13 protein-coding genes are annotated in these 15406 nt (G+C 75.3%); 5 read left to right on the plus strand and 8 right to left on the minus strand.

Translation table 11 applies throughout. The features are described from left to right. Positions 1-10 precede the first annotated feature (10 nt). The 6 genes from AC0680_RS32810 to AC0680_RS32835 all read right to left on the minus strand — a co-directional run bounded on the left by AC0680_RS32810 (position 11) and on the right by AC0680_RS32835 (position 9137). Positions 11-1186 (minus strand): FxsB family cyclophane-forming radical SAM/SPASM peptide maturase, encoded by a 1176-nt coding sequence (locus AC0680_RS32810; protein WP_478636111.1) that lies wholly within the window; start codon positions 1184-1186, stop codon positions 11-13. Between the two features lie 201 nt (positions 1187-1387). After that, positions 1388-1606 (minus strand): YxD-tail cyclophane-containing RiPP peptide, encoded by a 219-nt coding sequence (locus AC0680_RS32815; RefSeq protein WP_478636113.1) that lies wholly within the window; start codon positions 1604-1606, stop codon positions 1388-1390. Positions 1607-1715: 109 nt separating this feature from the next. Next, the gene (locus AC0680_RS32820) at positions 1716-5132 is read right to left on the minus strand and encodes an SAV_2336 N-terminal domain-related protein (RefSeq protein WP_478636116.1); all 3417 of its coding nucleotides are present in this window, start codon (positions 5130-5132) and stop codon (positions 1716-1718) included. A 5-nt stretch (positions 5133-5137) separates the two neighbouring features. Further along, complete coding sequence (locus AC0680_RS32825; protein WP_478636118.1) at positions 5138-6181, minus strand: AAA family ATPase; 1044 nt, start codon at positions 6179-6181, stop codon at positions 5138-5140. 386 nt (positions 6182-6567) lie between these two features. Continuing rightward, on the minus strand, positions 6568-8718 hold the full coding sequence (locus AC0680_RS32830) for a VMAP-C domain-containing protein (protein WP_478636121.1): 2151 nt from the start codon (positions 8716-8718) through the stop codon (positions 6568-6570). Next, positions 8718-9137 (minus strand): CU044_2847 family protein, encoded by a 420-nt coding sequence (locus tag AC0680_RS32835; protein WP_478636124.1) that lies wholly within the window; start codon positions 9135-9137, stop codon positions 8718-8720. The genes AC0680_RS32830 and AC0680_RS32835 overlap by 1 nt, the downstream gene beginning before the upstream one ends. Before the next feature lie 153 nt (positions 9138-9290). Here AC0680_RS32835 and AC0680_RS32840 point away from each other — a divergent pair, with 153 nt between their 5' ends. The 5 genes from AC0680_RS32840 to AC0680_RS32860 all read left to right on the plus strand — a co-directional run bounded on the left by AC0680_RS32840 (position 9291) and on the right by AC0680_RS32860 (position 13500). Continuing rightward, positions 9291-9470 carry a DUF6104 family protein gene (locus AC0680_RS32840; protein WP_384434017.1) on the plus strand — a complete coding sequence of 60 codons (180 nt, stop codon included), beginning with the start codon at positions 9291-9293 and terminating at the stop codon, positions 9468-9470. A 182-nt stretch (positions 9471-9652) separates the two neighbouring features. Continuing rightward, the gene (locus tag AC0680_RS32845; RefSeq protein WP_478636128.1) at positions 9653-10528 is read left to right on the plus strand and encodes a DUF4097 family beta strand repeat-containing protein; all 876 of its coding nucleotides are present in this window, start codon (positions 9653-9655) and stop codon (positions 10526-10528) included. Between the two features lies 1 nt (position 10529). Next, complete coding sequence (locus AC0680_RS32850) at positions 10530-11678, plus strand: PadR family transcriptional regulator (protein ID WP_478636131.1); 1149 nt, start codon at positions 10530-10532, stop codon at positions 11676-11678. A 448-nt stretch (positions 11679-12126) separates the two neighbouring features. Then, the gene (locus tag AC0680_RS32855) at positions 12127-13008 is read left to right on the plus strand and encodes an SCO6745 family protein (protein WP_478636134.1); all 882 of its coding nucleotides are present in this window, start codon (positions 12127-12129) and stop codon (positions 13006-13008) included. 288 nt (positions 13009-13296) lie between these two features. Then, on the plus strand, positions 13297-13500 hold the full coding sequence (locus AC0680_RS32860) for a hypothetical protein (protein WP_478636137.1): 204 nt from the start codon (positions 13297-13299) through the stop codon (positions 13498-13500). Between the two features lie 65 nt (positions 13501-13565). Here AC0680_RS32860 and AC0680_RS32865 read toward each other — a convergent pair whose 3' ends face one another. Then, positions 13566-14207, minus strand: a complete 642-nt coding sequence (locus AC0680_RS32865; RefSeq protein ID WP_478636140.1) for a HutD/Ves family protein — start codon at positions 14205-14207, stop codon at positions 13566-13568. Positions 14208-14210: 3 nt separating this feature from the next. After that, a complete protein-coding gene (locus tag AC0680_RS32870; protein ID WP_478636142.1) occupies positions 14211-15173 on the minus strand; it encodes a zinc-binding dehydrogenase in 963 nt (320 codons plus the stop codon). Positions 15174-15406: the final 233 nt, after the last annotated feature.

Below are 15406 nucleotides of genomic sequence, written 5' to 3' on the forward strand. Positions count from 1 at the left end.
CGACAGTGCGTCAGGTCATGTCACTGGCAGGCCAGTTGAGTGAAACGGCGGCGTCCAGGCGGGCGGCGACATGCCGGATCAGGCGTTCCAGGTCGGCGCAGTAGACGGACGGGTTGGCGAATCCCCCGGTGTCCGCGCGATAGCGGTGGGCGTAGTTGCCGCCGCCGCACACCTCCACCAGGGCGCAGGCCCGGCACTGGGCGGCGAGCCCGTCCCGGCCGCGCTGGCGGGCGGCCATGCCGGGGTGCGCCAGGGCCTGGTCGAAGGTGTGGTGGAAGACGTCGAGGCCGGTCGCGGCGGCGCCCTCGTAGGTGGACTTGAGCGAGTCGACCTGTTCGATGGCGCCGTCGGTGTCGACCACCAGGGCGACGACCGGCGAGAGGCCGACCGCCTCGCTGGAGCTGGGGCGGCCCAGGAGCAGGCCCAGGATCTCGGTGAACACCCGCACCCGGGGGCCGGGCCCGCCGTCCCACCACAGGTCGAAGACCGTGCACAACCAGTCGCCGTACGGCGTGCGGCCGGCGGGGCCCAGTGGGGCGGGCGGAGGGCTGGACCAGTTGGCGTGCGGCAGCAGGAAGTCGAGCGTCGGCGGGTCCAGTGCCCGCAGCGAGCCGTAGACCTCGGCCGGGTCGGCGGTGACGTCGATGGTGCACAGGATGCCGGCGAAGACGTCGGGCCGGTCGTGGAGCAGGCGCACGGCCCGGGAGGCCGCGGGCCAGGAGGGCCTTCCGGCGTGGTCGAGGCGGCGGCGGTTGAGGCCGGGGGTGCCGCCGTCGAGGCTGAGGCCGATCCGGATGCCCGCGGTGCCGAGCGCCTCGATCGTGTTCCGGGTGAGCAGGGTGCCGTTGGTCTGCACGCCGAACGCGGCGGTGCAGCCGGCGGGCAGTGCGGCGCGCAGGGCGGCGGCCTGGGCCAGGAGCGGGCCGGGGCCGGTGAGCAGCGGTTCCCCGCCGTGCAGATCGATGCGCACCTCGCGCAGCCGGTGGGTGCGGGCGTGCTCGGCGATGCGCAGGGCGGTCTGCCGGACGGTGGCCTCGGCGACGGTCCGCGGGCGCTCGCGCCAGCTGTGGTCGGGGCCGGTGTAGAGGTAGCAGTAGGTGCAGGCGAGGTTGCAGCGACTGTGGATCTTCAGTACGAACTGCCGGAAGGGCACGGCAGCGCTACGGCCGGTCTGCTCCCCCGCCACGGCGTCGCCCCCTGCCCCCGTCGGCCTTCGTCGAGGTACGGTCGGCGGCTTCCGATCGCCCGCTTCCGCCCGTTGTCTGGTTACTTGGCTCCGCGATCGATCGAGGAACCGAAATGCCCCGACAACTGGCCGGTTTCCTTGCGCGTTTGCCCAAAAACAACCTCCCGCGCGGCTGAACGGGGCGGGGACTCGCCCCGCCCGTCACCGCAGGAGTGCGCCCGGGCCGTCCTCGTAATAGGCCACGGCGTCCTTGCCCGTGGGCCAGTTGCGCAGCAGCAGCGCCGCCACCTCTCCCAGCACCGCGTGCTCCGTCCGGGCCGCCAGGGCGCCCACATCGATCCCGGAGAAATCCGGCAGCAGCTCGGCCGACGGCCCGAACGGGGCGGCCGCAGCCGGTTCGGTGCGGGGGGTAGTCGCCACGCTGCTCTCCTCTGGCCTGCTGGACGGTGGTGTTCCCGAACTGCTGTCCACAGAAACACGTCGGTCGGTGGACGGCCAGACGGCCGGCCGGGGTGGCGCCACCGGGCGCTCAGGCCGGGTCGGCGAGGGCACGCATCCGGGCGCGGGTGCGCTGGGCCTCGGGGCCGGCGGACTCGGCGGCGCGCTGCCACTGCTCCCAGCTCTCGCGGTAGGCGTGCAGCGCGGAGCGGGGGCCCGCGGTGACCTCCAGGACCTCGCCGCGGCGGTGGTGGGCGCGGGCGGCCAGCAGGGCGCTGCCGGCCCGGCCGGCGGCCGCGGCGGCGCGGCGGTAGCAGGCGGCGGCCCGGTCGTGCCGTTCCCGGGAGTCGAAGCGGCGGTCCAACAGCAGCTGGACATCGCCCACTTCGAGCCAGGCCTCGGCGCAGACGGCGTCCGGCACGTCCGCGCCCCGGGCGGCCAGCTCCAGGATCCAGTCGGCCTCGTGCAGATCGGCGAGCGAGGGCTGGCGTTCGTGGCGCAGCCGCAGGGCGCGGCCGAACAGCAGCCGGTGGTTGCCGAGGTCGGGGTCCTGCGGCCCGACCCTGGCCAGCGCCTCGCGCAGCACGTGGACCGCCTCGTTGGCCAGCCGCTTGCCGGGATCAGAGGGCGGCGCGGCGCCAGCCGCTCCAGTGGAGCCGGTGCTCGCACCGGGAGGCTCCAGCCGGGCGCGCAGCAGCAGCGCCGCGCCGCGTTCGGCGAGCAGCGCACTGTGCTCGGGCGAGTCGGGGGCGGTCAGGCGCAGCGCGGCCGCCAGGGCGGCGATCGCGGCGTCCAGGGCGGCCGGCGCGCCGGTACGGGTGTGGACGGCACGCTGGGCGGCGGCCGTCCGGCGCAGGCTGTCGGCCTCCAGGGCTTCGTCGCCCAGTGCGTGGGCCATCTCGCGGGCGCGTTCGAGGGTGGGCAGCACGGACGGCAGGCCCGCGCGGCCGTTCATCTGACGGGCCTCCGCCAGGTCGAGCAGGGTCTCGCAGACCAGTCGGTCGGCTCCGTCGCCGCGGCGGCGGAGCAGGACGGTGGCGGTGTCGAGGTCGTCGGCGGCGCGGACCGCGAGCGCGTCGGCGGGGCGTGCCCCTTCGGGGTCGTCGGCGGCCCGGCGGGCCTGGTCGAGCAGCACCCCGCCGCGGGCGGCGTAGACCTCGCCGGGGACCTGCTCGCCGCTGGGCCACTGGTCCAGCAGCGTGGTCAGGGAGCGTTCGGCCGTATCGAGGGGGTCCTCTGACGCGGGCTCCGCCTCGTCCACCGGGGTGCCGGGCACCTCGGGCAGGGCGGCCAGGCGGCGCAGGACTTCGGTGCGCAGCACCATGCTCTCCAGGACGCGGGGATCGAGCAGGCTCATCAGCCCGCCGGCGGTGTGCAGATGGTGGGCGGCGTCGGTGAGCGCGGCGCGTTCGCCGACCGGGTCACCGGCCAGGCGGCGCTCCCGGGCGCGGGCGTGGGCGACCCGGCCGAGCACGATCAGCGCCCGGGTGCGCTCGGCCTCCCCGGTGTCGTCGCCGTCGTCCGCCCCTTCCGCCGCCCGGGCGGCCCGCTCGGCCTCCTCCAGGGCGTCCGGCTGGCGCCACTTCGCCCAGGCGTGCAGCAGGGCGCGGGCGAGGTCGGTGCCGGCCTGCGGCCGGCGTTCGGCGGCGGCGCGCAGCAGGCGGACGGCCTCGACCAGATCGCGGACGGCGCGGTCGTGTTCGTAGCGCTCCAGGAGGGCGGCGCCTTGTGCGGCCGGGCCGTCGGGGACGTACGGCCGCCGGTCGGGCGGGCGCAGCGCGGGTTCGAAGCGGCGCAGTACGCGTTCGGAGACCCGGGCGAAGGGTTCGGGCACGGCGCGCTGGCCGGTCTCCGGCTCGCGGCCGCTGCCGGAGAGCATGGCGACCGCGACGGCCGGGAAGTTGCGGGCGCTGCGGCCGAAGGTGCGCTCGATGTAGAGCGAGCAGTGCTTGAGGACCAGGGCGGCCTCGCCCGCGCTGAGCCGGCCGAGCAGCTCGTCGCGCACGCCGGGCACGAAGTCGTACCACGGGCCGCCGGCGGCCTGCTCCCCCGAGGGCAGCTGCTCCGGCGCGAGTTGCGTCACCAGGCCGCTGAGCAGCACCTCCGCCAGCTCCGCCGGCCCGGTATGCGGCAGCATCGCGCGCTGGACGAGCTGGATGACGGGCAGGGCGAGCGGTACGGCCGAGAGGTGGACGGCCAGCAGCCGGGCGGCCGGCGAGGCCTGCCGTTCGAACTCGCCGACCATACGGGAGGGTGCGTCCCGCTCGGGCGCCGGCGGCGGTCCGGCCGGGGGCTCGGCGCCGTGGTCGGCACGGACGACACAGGCCGCGCCGCGCAGCGACAGACCGGCGTCGGCGGCGGCGAGCCGGGCCCAGGAGCCGAGGGCGGAGGGGGTGGCGGACAGGACGGGGACGGCGCGTTCGCGGGGCGTCGCGGACGGCGCGCCCGGTGCGGCGGCGGGCCGTCGGCGCCGTCGGGCGGGGGTGAAGTCGAGTGCCTGGTAGGGGCCTTGGCGGCGGACGAGGGTCCCGGCGACGGCGGGCAGCAGCGTGCGCGCCCACATCCGCTGGGGCAGCGGCTGGACGACGGCGAGCGGGGCGTCGGCCGCCCAGCGGTAGAGCAGCCGCTGCATCCGGCCGTCGCGCCACAGGGGGCCGGCGCAGTCGCTGATGACGAGGGTGAGGTGGTGGCCGGTGGGGTCGTGCAACTGGTCGGCGGGGCGCAGCCGCCGGCCGGGGCCGGGGGCCGCGGCGACGCCCACGTCCGGGCCGTGCGGGTGCAGGTAGTGCACCGTGACGTCCCGGAAGGCGCCCACCCGCTCACAGACCTGGCGCAGGTCGTGCAGCATCTGCTCCCAGACGGCCATTGAGGAGGAGCCGTCCATCAGCAGCCGCAGGGCGGCCGTGCGGCGGTGCACGCCGCGCAGCACCGGGATGATCATTTCGGCGTGGGCGGAGAGCTCGGCGGTGGCGGGCTCGTCCAGCCTGTGGCGCAGGGGGGCGGCCGGCGGGCGGTAGCGCTGGACGGGCCGCAGTGCGCGCTGGAGGGGCAGCAGCCCGGGGAAGGCTGAGGCGATCGGGACGGCGACCTCGCCGAGGCGCTGGTGGTCGGGGTCCGGCGGGCTCCCCCACTGCCCCAGGGGTGTGGGGGGTTCCCCCGTGTCCAGAGGGGGCCGCAGCTCCGCGACGCGCTGCCGGGCGGCTTCCTGGCTCGCGCCCCCGGTCGGCACCGCGAGTCCGTCCGCCGGCGCCGGCGCGCCGCCGTCCACCGCGCGGGGCGCCGATCCGGCCGGTCCCACCCGGAAAGTGGCCGGATCTGTGCGGTCGGGGTGGTCCGTGCGGTCGGCGCCGGCATCGGTCCGACCCTCGGCCGATGCCTCCTGCGGAGTGATCCACTGGGCGAGCCAGAGCGCGTCGGCCATCTGGCGGGCATCGGCGGGCAGCCCCGCCGCGGTCAGCCGGGCGACGAGCTCGTCGAGGGGACCTGGGCCGGGTTCCCCGGGGGGCACCGCACTCACCTCGTCCGATCGAGAGGCCGCATCAGCTCCGCCGTCAGGCGCCGTCGGGTCTCCTCCTCGTCCTGGTCCGTCCAGCCGGCCTGCTGTGTGAGGTGGATGGCGTTGAAGAGCTGGTCGACGGCGCGGACGTCGCCGGGCTCGCGGTCCAGGAAGCGGTCGATCACCGCTTCGTAGCGCTCCGCGGCGCCCTCGCCGAAGTGTGCCCGCACCATGGCGGCGAGCCGCTCCTTGTCGGGGACGGGGATGTGGAGGTGGATGCAGCGGCGCAACAGGGGTGCGGGGAAGTCCCGTTCGCCGTTGCTGGTGAGGACGATGAACGGGAAGGCGCGGCAGCGCACCCGCCCGTCGCGCACCGTCACCCGCGCACCGTCGTCGCTGAGCACCTGCACCTCGGGGGCGGATCCGGCCAGTCGCTCCAGCTCCGGGATCCTGAACTCCCCTTCCTCCAGGACGTTCAGGAGGTCGTTGGGCAGATCGATGTCGCTCTTGTCGAGCTCGTCGACGAGCAGGACGCGGGGCCGGTCGGCGGGCAGCAGGGCCGTACCCAGCGGGCCGAGGCGGATATAGCGGCCGATACCGCCGCCGGGTTCGTCCTCGGCGGCGGCCGACGACGCCGGCTCGGCCAGGCTCTGCCGGGCTATCTGGAGGTCCTGCAGGCGGCCGATGGCGTCGTAGTCGTACAGGCCGTCGCGGAGCGTGCTGCGGCTGACGACCGGCCAGCCGAGCACCCGGCCCAGGCCGAGTTCATAGGCGACCGAATGGGCCAGGGTGCTCTTGCCGCTGCCCGGCGCGCCGGTCACCAGCAGCGGTCTGCGCAGATAGAGCGCGGCGTTGACCAGCTCGCGCTCGGTCTCGCCGGGGCGGTGGTGGCTGGCTTCCCGATGCTGTACGCCCAGCCTGCGCTCGGAGGCGGGATCGAGGGCCGCGGGCGGCGCCACGGGAGGGCCGCCGTCGAAATCACGCCAGGGGGGTGGCGGCGGAAGGTGCTCAATTCCGTCGTGCGGTGCCCCCGCCCCACGGTAGATGAGCCAGTCGCTCACGTCGGAACTCCTCGTCGCCGGCCCGGCATCGGTCAGGAGCAAGGGTCAGGGAGGACCACCGGAGACGTCGGCATCCGCCCCGGCCTCACCCCGCGTCCGCCACGCACACTCACGCCATCACGTCTTCACGTCTTCACGAACAAGTCTTCCACGACGCTATGACAGTACCCATCCGTACGGAAGCGCACGGGGCGGTTTCCGGTCTCACGCTGGTGCGTCGGGGGGCGCCAAGTGCCACGTACAGGGCGGGACTTGCGGCGGCCGCCGCCAACGGGCCGATGCGTGACGACGCGAGCGGGGGCGCCCGGGGGCGGGCGCCTGGCGCGTGCGCGGCACACGCGCCGCACGGAGCGTCGCGCCGCCCCCGGGCGCGGCCCGGCACCGGTTCATCGCGGCGACGTCTGGGGCCGGTCGGTGAACAGTTGCGGTATCGGGTCCTCCGGATCGTCGTAGAGGAGCACCAGGTCCCGGGCCCAGTGCGCGCCCTCCTCGGCGGCCTCCGCGGCCTTCGCGCGCAGCTGCCTGACGAGCTCGGGGAGGCGGGCCACACCGCCGGACCCCTGGAGCAACTCCCTTACCCCGCGGTGGAACTCCTCGCAGGCGGCGTCGCACTCCCGCTCCTGCCCGTGGCCGCGGGCCGGCCACAGCCCGGCCGGGAAGCCGGTGTCCAGGGCGACGCCGACCGCGTCCCGCCCGACCCCGTCGGCGACCGTGTGGCACAGCGCGGGCAGCGCACCGTCGTCCGCGGTCTCCAGCAGCCGCCAGACCGCCTCGGCGGAGCCGGCGCCGGGGCGCGCGCCGGCGCCCGTGGGCGGCGGGATGCGCAGCGCCCGCAGCTCGGGGGCGGCGGTGATGCCCTGCCAGCGGCGCAGCCAGGCCGGATCGACCTGCTCGCGCCGCCCCTGGTCGCGCAGGACGACCGCGCGCCCGGGGCCGACCGGCCGCAGCCGGGCGGTGCGCCGGGTGGAGGCGGCGACCTCCCACTGGCCGACGGCGGTGTGCCAGCGACCCTCGGGGACGGCGACCTCCAGGCGTACGCGGGCGCCCGGTCCGGCGTCGCCGTCGGCGCGCAGCAGCCGCCCGCCGAGCCGGCGCAGCACCTGCTCCCGGGCCTGCTCGAAGGGCACTCCGCCGGCCGACTCCTGCACGTCCACGCGCAGCCACTGCCCCTGGCCGTAGCCCTCGCTGACCGACCAGTTGTACAGCTCGTGGCCGCCCTCGCCGTAGAAGAGCGGCTCGAACTCGACGAGTACGGAGCGCGGACGGCGGCGCACCGGCCCGATCCGCCTGCGGTCCTGCGGCTGCAGCACCACCGCCTTGGCCTGGACGAACTCCGCGAGCCTGGCCGCCTCCTCGCGTACCGCGGCGGCCTGCTCGCCGGGGACCTCGCGCACCTCGTCGGCGGTCAGCTGGGCCACGATCCGCAGATAGTGCACGAAGGCGCGCAGCTCCGTGTAGGGGTCGCTGCCCTGGTAGAGCGCGCCGTGGCCGTCCCGCCAGGTGCGCAGCGACCAGGCGCCGGGCCGCTCGCCGCGCTCCAGGACCTCGCCGACCGCGGCCTCCACGACCAACGGGTCGCGCGGTGCGGGCAGCCGGGCGAGCAGGTCCAGCGCCTGCAGCCGCTCCTGTACGCCCCACAGCCGGCCGCGGCCCGCCATGATCGCGTGCTGGGCGTCGAACCAGGTGGGCCCGGCGCCGGCCCGGCCGAGGTCCTGGCCGGCCCAGTGCCAGCGGTCGTGCAGGCCCATCAGCGCGTGGTACGGGTCGGGGCCCAGCCCCTCGGCTCCCGGGGTCAGATGCTCGGGGCCCAGCCCGCGCAGGGCCGTGACCGGCACCGCGAGCCCGACGTGGTCGTGCTGATGGCGGCCCTTGACGATGCCGACCACCTCGCCGCGGTCGCAGTCGAGCAGCGGCCCGCCGGAGGCCCCGGGGGTGACCCGGACATCGCTGCCGAACTGCAGGCCGCGGGCGTCACGGGCGCCGAAGCGGACGGCGATGAAGGGGTCCACGGGGCCGGCGGCGGCACCCGGGGGGCCGGCCGTCCCGTCGGCGCCGGGCACGTCGCGTACTACGCGTTCGCCGTTCCGGTCCGGGGCCGGCTGCTCGTGCCCGCGGAAGATGTACGCGTCCTCAAGGAGAGTCGCCGGCTGATCGCTCAACCAGGCGCAGGCGTGCTCCGCCTCGCCCTCCAGGAGCCGGACCAGGGCGAGGTCGGCGCGGGGCGCGGCGGCCCCGGCCGCCGGGTCGGGCCGGCTCATGTCGTACACCAGGCGCGCGGGCGACACCCGGCCGCCGAACGCGACGCCGAAGACCCCGTCCGGTCCCGTCTCGCGGCGCCGGCCGTCGCCGGCCGCGAGCACATGGGCGCAGGTCAGCACCCATCCCGGCGCGATCAGTACACCGCTGCCCCACAGCCGGGCCGCGCTCGCGCCGGGCGCGGCACGCAGCCCGACGGTGGTGCGTCCGGCGTGGTCGAGGAGCTGGGCGTAGCGGGCACGGTCACCGCGGCCGCCGGCCGGTGGCTCGGGGGGCGCCATCAGCGGCCCGAATCGTCCGGCTCCCGGCGGTCGGCCGCCTGCGTTCGGTGCCGCTGCCGCGGTGACGGCGCCCCGCCGTCGTGCCGCCAGGTGAGGGTGACGGAGAGATTGGTCTTGGCCTCGCCGTCCGCGAGCAGGGCGACGGCCTTGCCCGGCTTGGCCGACAGCTCCACGCCGAAGGTCACGCTGGTCTCGTCCGGCGCGACCCGCTCGGCGGCCTGGCGGACGCTGCTCGCGACCCCGCCGATCACCTCGCGCAGCCCCTCGACCCGGGCGCCGAGCGCGTCCCAGGCGCCGACGTCCTCGAAATCCTCGTCCGCGTCCTGCCCGCCGTCGAGCCCGGGTCGGTCCAGCCGGGAGACCCGGGCCCAGACCTCCGTGCCATCGGGCAGTTCGATGCGCTGTGCGCGATCTTGCATCACGGCCTCCTGCTCCCCCTGGACGGCAATTCCCCAATTGCCGCAGGACCGTTGACAGGTGATCAGGCTAGCCCTCGGTCGCCTGTGGCGCGAGAGGTCCGTGGGCCTGCCTATCCTGGCCGGGAATGTCCCATGACCCCTGGTGGAGAGCGCGTGTATTTCACTGACCGTGGCATCGAGGAGCTGGAGAACCGGCGCGGCGAGGAGGAGGTCACCCTCGGCTGGGTGGCCGAGCAGCTGCGCACGTTCGTCGATCTGAACCCGGACTTCGAGGTGCCGGTGGAGCGGCTGGCCACCTGGCTGGCACGACTGGACGACGAAGAGGACGAGTAGGGCGAGTAGCCGACGGGAGGGCCGCGCGGAGCCGCACCCCAAGGACGTCCCCCAGGGGACGCGACGCGTCCTATCGGGGTGACGTCAGGGTCGGCACTGCTTGACTTCCGCAAGCCGCGATATATCGTGTCTGGTGAGGACGCGATATGTTGCGTTGCATGGCTATCCAGGGGAGGCCAGGAATGTCAGCCCGGACCGAGTGGTCGCAGAATCCGATGCAGGTGGCCGAGCCACGCACACTGGAGTTCGCGGAGCCCCTCGACGCGCTCAACGTGCGCGTGGTCGGCGGCGCGGTCAACGTGGTCGGCACCTCCGACGGCAGCCCCGCCCGCCTGGAGGTCAGCGAGCTGCACGGCCCGCCGCTGACCGTCTCCTACCGCGAGGGCACCCTGACCATCGCGTACGAGGACCTCCCCTGGAAGGGCTTCTTGAAGTTCCTGGAGCGCAAGGGGTGGAACCGCCGCGCGGTGGTGTCGGTGACGGTGCCGTCCGGCACCCGCGTCGAGGTCGGCGTGGTCGGCGCCGACGCGGTGGTCTCCGGCATCTCGGCGCGTACGGACGTGCGCGGCGTCACCGGCCGCAGCACGCTCGTCGGACTCTCCGGCGAGGTGCGGGCCGACACCGTCTCCGGCAAGGTCGAGGTGCAGTCGCTCACCGGCGATCTGCGGTTCAACTCCGTCTCGGGCGATCTGACGGTCATCGACGGCGCGGGCGGCGGGGTGCACGCCGACTCCGTCAGCGGCGACATGGTCCTCGACCTGGATCCCGTCAAGGGCGCCGACATCCATCTGACGACGGTCTCCGGCGAGGTCGCCATCCGGCTGCCCGACCCGGCCGACGCCAGGGTGGAGGCGAACACCACGTCGGGCACGGTCTCCAACGCCTTCGACGATCTGCGGGTCAGTGGCCAGTGGGGCGCGAAGAAGATCACCGGCTCGCTGGGCGAGGGCACCGGCACCCTCAAGGTCACCACCATCTCCGGTGGTCTGGCCCTGCTGCGCCGCCCCGCCTTCGAGGACTCCCCCGCCGACCCGCCCGCAACGAAGGAGGCGCGCTGACATGCCGCCCGTCTTCGCCCATGGCCGCCTCCGGCTCTACCTCCTCAAGCTGCTCGACGAGGCACCCCGGCACGGCTACGAGATCATCCGCCTGCTGGAGGAGCGCTTCCAGGGCCTGTACGCCCCCTCCGCCGGCACGGTCTACCCCCGGCTGGCCAAGCTGGAGGCCGAGGGCCTGGTGACGCATGCGACCGAGGGCGGCCGCAAGGTCTACTCGATCACCGACTCCGGACGGGCCGAACTCGCCGACCGCGGTGGCGAGCTGGCCGATCTGGAGCTGGAGATCAGGGAGTCGGTCGCGGCGCTCGCCTCGGACATCCGCGAGGACGTGAGCGGTTCGGCGCGGGATCTGCGCCGCGAGGTCCGGGCGGCCGCCCAGCAGGCCCGCGCCCAGGCCGGCGCGGCCGGCGGGGCCGGGCGCGACGGCGGCGGGAAGAAGGGCTCCGCGGACGACGGCGCCGGCCGGCCGTTCCCGGAGGCCGCCGACTACTTCGACGGCGCGTTCGGCGACAAGGAGGCCTGGCGGCAGGCGAAGGAGGAGTTCCGGCGCGCCAAGGAGGAGTGGAAGGAGCAGGCGCGGCGGGCCAAGGAGGAGAGCAAGCGGGCCAAGCAGGACGCCCAGCGGGCCCGTAAGCAGGCCAGGGACGCACAGGTGTTCGCGCGCGAGGAGGTCCAGCGGGTCATCCGGCGCGTACAGGACCAGGCCCAGGAGGCGGTGCGGTCCGGCGACTGGTCGGGCGCGGTGCGCGAGGCGCTGGCCGAGGTGGCCCGCGAGGCCGGCCGCTTCACGGGCGACCGGTCCGGTGAGCACGCCGGCTCCGGGCCCGGGGCCGGCGCGGACGAGACGGCCCGGGTGACGGTCGAGCGCATCGACCTGGCCAAGGAGCACAGCGGGCAGGCCCCGTCCGCCGAGGCACCGCCGACCCCGGAATGGGTGAAGGAGCCGACCAGCGGCGACCCGGCCCGCGACTTCGACCGGCTGCTGGACCGCTTCCGCGACGATCTGCGGGACGCGGCGCGCGATCACGGCGTCACGGCCGAGCAGCTCGGGGAGTCCCGCCGGCGGCTGGGCACGGCCGCCGCGCACATCGGCGCGCTGCTGCGCCATCCCGAGCAGTACGCGTCGCCCCGTAGGGACCCGGACGCGTAGGACCGGACCGCCCGGACGGCCGGCGCGGGCCGGCCGGCCCGCGCGCCCTGGTCCCCCGTAGGGCCCGGCCCCCGTAGGGCCCGGCCCCCGTAGGGCCCGGCCCGCGGAGGCCGGGCGGTCGGGCAGTCAGGCAGCCGGGCGGTCGGGCAGCCGGTGACGCTGCGCGCAGGCGGCGCCCGTACGACACCGCGCGGCCCTGTCCCACCCGCCCCGTCGGGCGGCCGAAACCCACTCCGCCCCCAACGAACCCCCAACTACACAGAGTTGTCATCTTCGGGCTGGATTCACGCGGCGTAATCGGGGAAGGCAGTATTTCGCACGGCTTTTCGTCCGGCACCGGGTTCCAGGGAGCCCCAGCTGCCCGATTCCGCGGACCGACGGCCGTGTTCCGGACTACGACCCCCTCTCCCTGTCTGCGCACGCATCGTGAAGGCCATGAGGTGAAGCGATGTCGGAATACCACGCGGTCGCCCGCCGGATGTGGCACCTGCTGGAGCCACTGCACGCCGCGCTGTACTTCGCCCCCGAGGCCCGCCAGGTCGCCGCCGACCTCGGCTACGACGTCGGCTCCCGCTGGCCGAGCTACTTCGCCTGGCGTACCGCTCCGTTGGGCGCGGCCGGTCCCGAGCTGGTGGCCGCGACGTTCTACACCTTCAGCCCGCGCATGATCGCGCGGTACGTCCCGCAGATCTGGACCGTCGCGGAGCCGGCCAAGGTGCTCGACGCACGGCTGCTGGCCGTGGACCGCGCGCTGACCGCCCTCATCGGCCGCCGGCTGAGCGGCGCGCAGCTCGCCGAGGCGGCCCGGCTCGCGCGCCAGGCCGCCGAGAACGCCGGCGCGGCCGCCCGGCCGCTGGCCGCCGCCAACCGCGACCTGCCCTGGCCGGACGCCCCCCATCTCACGCTCTGGCAGGCCGCGACGGTGCTGCGCGAACACCGCGGCGACGGCCATCTGGCGGCGCTGCTGACCTGTGGGCTCGATCCGTGCGAGGCCCTGGTGTCGTTCGCCGCGATCGGCGCCGCGCCGGCCTCGGACTTCGCCGGGCGCGGCTGGAGCGGCCAGGAGTGGAGCGAGGCCCGACGCCGCCTCGCCGCCCGCGGCTGGATCGGCCCGGACGGCTGCGCCACCGAGCGCGCCCGCGAGGAACGCCAGGTGATCGAGCGGATGACGGACCGTCTGGCGGCGGGCCCCTGGCGGGCGCTGGGCCACTCCCGTGCCGAGCGGCTGGCGCAGCTGCTCAACCCCGTACTCGGCGCGATCTTCGAGGCGGGCTATCTGCCGCGCCACAACACCCTGGGCATCGGCGCGCTGAAGGTGGCCTACCCGTAGGCCCGCCCCTGCGCCGTGCGCACCGGCCCGGCGTCCCCGGTGACCGCCCCGGCGAGCCGAGGCCCGCCGGGCGCCCAACTCGGTCCGCCGGCAGGGCCGCTGGGGCACGCCCCGGGGCCGGACGGCTCGCCGGGCACGCCCCGGAACACCTCGACGGGCCACCGCACAGCGCTTTCTGACGCCGTATGTCACCACATGACACCGTATGCAGTATCCGGACGTGCGGGGTGCGCGGATGCGGGGTGCGATCGAGACGTACCCGCGAGCCCCACCCGATGGGAGATCATCATGCGTGTCCGTACCCTCGCCGCGGCAGTGGCCCTGGCCGGCGTGGCCGTTCTGGGCGGCGCCCCCCTCGCCGCCGCCGACGGCGAGTCCCCCCGCGACCCCTTCAGCGCGATCCGAGGGCACCAGTCCCCGCCGGCCGAGACCTGCCTGGCCGACATCTCCTTCCTCGTCGACCCCGGGGCCCTTCGCTGCGCCCAGCAGTGAGACATGCCGCCGCCCCGGCCCCCGCCTCGGGGCGCCGGGGCGGCGTCCGTTTTCAGGGCACGCCCTCAGGGCGCCCCTTCGCCACCGGACAGCGAGATCACCGCCGCCACACCGTCCGTCCGCACCTCGACCGGCAGCTGAGCATCCGTCGGCGACCCGGCGGTCAGCAGAGCGGCATCGAAGCGCTCCAGACGCACCGCGGAGTCAGCGCGCACATCGGCACCCAGCTCGGTGCGCCCCTCCAGCGCGACCACCATGACGGCCCGGTCACCACCGTCGCGGCCGTGAGCCGGCGACCGGCCCGTCGCCACCGTCCGGCTCCCGCGGACCATCTCCACCGTCGCCGCCGCGCGCCCGTCCCGGAGCATCACATTGAGGTTGACGACCGGACCGGACAGCAGCCGGCAGTCGGTGTCGGCCCCGCCGGGGAAGGGGAACGGGCGGTAGCGGCCCGGGAGGTGGTGTGCGGTGCCGTCCACCGTCAGCTCCAGACCCGCGCCGTCGACGACGGTCAGGATCCGCCGGACGCCGGGCAGCGGTGAGTACGGGCCGTCCCGGGTGACGTCGGCCAGGCTGACGCGCCAGGCGAAGGTGTCCCAGCCGGCGCCGGGCGGGTGGGCGGCGACCTCGCGGGTCACCCCGCCGCCGTTGCTCCACGGCGCGGCACGGCGCCCCCGCGCCCGCAGGATCCGCACGTCGGTCGGCAACGGTCAGACCGTCAGCACGATCTTGCCGAACAGGTCGCCCTGGGCCATCTTCGCGAAGCCCTCGCGCGCCCGGTCCAGCGGCAGCGTCGAGTCGATGACCGGGCGGATGCCCTTGGCGGCGCAGAAGCTGAGCAGCCCGGCCAGCTCCTCCTTGGTGCCCATCGTGGAGCCGACGATCTTCAGCTCCAGGAAGAAGATCCGGTTGAGCTCCCCGCTCTTGGGGGTGAAACCGCTGGTGGCGCCCGAGATGACCAGGGTGCCTCCGGGCCTGAGCGACTTGACGGAGTGCGACCAGGTGGCCGCGCCGACGGTCTCGATCACCGCGTCCACCCGCTGCGGCAGCCGCTCCCCGCTGGCGTACACCGCCTCGGCGCCCAGCTCCAGTGCGCGCTTGCGCTTGGTCTCGTCCCGGCTGGTGGCGAAGACCCGCAGGCCCGCGGCGGCACCGAGCACGATGGCCGCGGTCGCGACACCGCCGCCGGCGCCCTGCACCAGGACGCTGTCCCCGGGCCGTACGCCCCCGTTGGTGAACAGCATCCGGTACGCGGTCAGCCAGGCCGTCGGCAGGCAGGCGGCCTCCGCGAAGGACAGCTCCTTCGGCTTGGGCAGGACGTTCCAGGCGGGGACGGTGACCCGCTCGGCGAAGGTGCCCTGGTAGCGCTCGGTGAGGATGGAGGGCTTCTCCTTGGGGCCGACACCGTGTCCGGTCTGGCCGATGACGGAGTGCAGGACGACCTCGTTGCCGTCCTCGTCGATCCCGGCGGCGTCGCAGCCGAGGATCATCGGCAGCGACTCCTCGCTGATGCCGACCCCGCGCAACGACCACAGGTCGTGGTGGTTGAGGGAGGCGGCCTTGACGTTGACGGTCGTCCAGCCGGGGCGTACGTCGGGGGCCGGGCGCTCCCCCAATTCGAGGCCGTTCAGCGGCTGGTCACGGTCGATGCGGGCGGCATAGGCGGCAAACATGATCCCAACGTAGGCCGCGGCCGCGCGCTGCGGTACCACGTACGGGTGTGACACGCACCGCGCCGGAGCGACCGCGGACCGGCACCGCGCCGGGACGCGGGCGCCGCCGTCACACCGGCGCCACCACCGCGACGGGGCGGGGGGGGGCACGTCCCCCTGCGGGGGTAGGAGCGTTGAGGGCAGGGCAAAGAAACCGAGGGAGCGGAAGAACGCCTTCGCAAGCAGCGCTCGCC

The organism is Streptomyces sp. NPDC043738, from assembly GCF_056436545.1.

Bases quoted from the DNA above. Each gene is read 5' to 3' on its own strand.
- AC0680_RS32830 (WP_478636121.1), bottom strand. From the start codon at position 8,718: ATGGCGCCCCCCGAGCCACCGGCCGGCGGCCGCGGTGACCGTGCCCGC.
- AC0680_RS32835 (WP_478636124.1), bottom strand. From the start codon at position 9,137: ATGCAAGATCGCGCACAGCGCATCGAACTGCCCGATGGCACGGAGGTC.
- AC0680_RS32845 (WP_478636128.1), top strand. From the start codon at position 9,653: ATGTCAGCCCGGACCGAGTGGTCGCAGAATCCGATGCAGGTGGCCGAG.
- AC0680_RS32850 (WP_478636131.1), top strand. From the start codon at position 10,530: ATGCCGCCCGTCTTCGCCCATGGCCGCCTCCGGCTCTACCTCCTCAAG.
- AC0680_RS32855 (WP_478636134.1), top strand. From the start codon at position 12,127: ATGTCGGAATACCACGCGGTCGCCCGCCGGATGTGGCACCTGCTGGAG.
- AC0680_RS32860 (WP_478636137.1), top strand. From the start codon at position 13,297: ATGCGTGTCCGTACCCTCGCCGCGGCAGTGGCCCTGGCCGGCGTGGCC.
- AC0680_RS32870 (WP_478636142.1), bottom strand. From the start codon at position 15,173: ATGTTTGCCGCCTATGCCGCCCGCATCGACCGTGACCAGCCGCTGAAC.